1 protein-coding gene is annotated in these 1,119 nt (G+C 72.7%); it reads right to left on the bottom strand.

Annotation, left to right across the window (positions count from 1 at the left end; translation table 11 throughout):
- Positions 1-2 precede the first annotated feature (2 nt).
- Positions 3-1,010 (bottom strand): patatin-like phospholipase family protein, encoded by a 1,008-nt coding sequence (locus PLL68_RS05160; protein WP_324532284.1) that lies wholly within the window; start codon positions 1,008-1,010, stop codon positions 3-5.
- Between the last annotated feature and the right edge of the window lie 109 nt (positions 1,011-1,119).

Genomic DNA, 1,119 nt, shown 5'->3' with positions numbered 1-1,119 from the left:
CGTCAGGCCAGCCACATCTCGCCGACGCGGTCGGCGATGCGCTGGCCGTGGGCCCGAGCCGTCTCGAAGGTGTCGGCGCCGCGGCTGAAGTCGAGTGGGTTCGCACCCATCGCCCACAGGTCGCGGGCGTCGGGAACGACGAGGTGGGTACGGGATGCCGGTCGCAGCGAGCGGAGCTGGCGGGCCGGCAGGTCGCGCAGGTGCGAGGCCACGGGGTAGGGCGACAGCGCGAGCACGCGACGGTGCCCGACGGCCAGGTCGGCGTTCGCCACCGTGCGCAGGCCGCCGTCGACGTAGCGCCGGCCACCGACCTCGACGGCCGGGAACACCCCGGGCACGGCGCAGCTCGCGGCAACGGCTCGTTCGAGCGGGACACCGCTCGAGTTGTCGAACACGACCGAGGTTCCGGTGCGCGCGTCGACAGCCGTGATGAACAGGCGCTTGTCCGGCCACTCCTTGCCGACGAGTCCGAGACCGATGGCCTTCAGCCACTCCTCCTCGGTGGTCGTGCGGGCGGCGAGGGCCGCCTGGCCGACCAGGGCGCGGCCACGCTTCTTGTCCAGCGACATCTGGGCGCGCAGGTACCTCGAGGCGTCGGCCGGCCCGAGGCGACCGATCTCGGCGATCTGGGCACCCTCGCGGATCCGGGCGAAGGCGAGCGACTCCTGGGTGCCGACCCGCAGGTGGGCGGCGACCATGGACCCGGCTGAGGTGCCGATCATCGTGTCGGCCTCGCGGACGTCGACACCGCCGTCGCGCAGCCCCATGATGACGCCGGCCTCCCACGCGATGCCGGTCGCTCCACCGCCGGCGAGCACGAACGCCCGCTCGTTGTCGGTGCTCGGCGGCTGCCAGCCGGCGAAATCGTCGCCGCCGTCGGTGGTGGCGCTCACTGCGACGCTCCCCCGCGGTGCGTCCCGGTCCCCGGACACTCCCGAGGCGGGACCGATGCCCCCACCCGGGGTCTGTTCGAGGGCCAGTTGCTGCACCTGTGGCGCGATGTTACTCACGGGTACATTTTGCCACGCCACCGGTGTCAGGCGCACGTCCGCACGAGGTGAGAGTGCTCACGCCGAGTTGGCCTGCCCTCGCCGGTTTCGAGGCGAGCCCACGACGCAA

It is taken from the genome of Ornithinibacter sp. (assembly GCF_035443565.1).
GTDB lineage: Bacteria > Actinomycetota > Actinomycetes > Actinomycetales > Dermatophilaceae > Fodinibacter.
The sequence above is the reverse complement of the archived record's forward strand: the minus strand, read 5'-3'. Positions and strand labels throughout refer to the sequence as shown.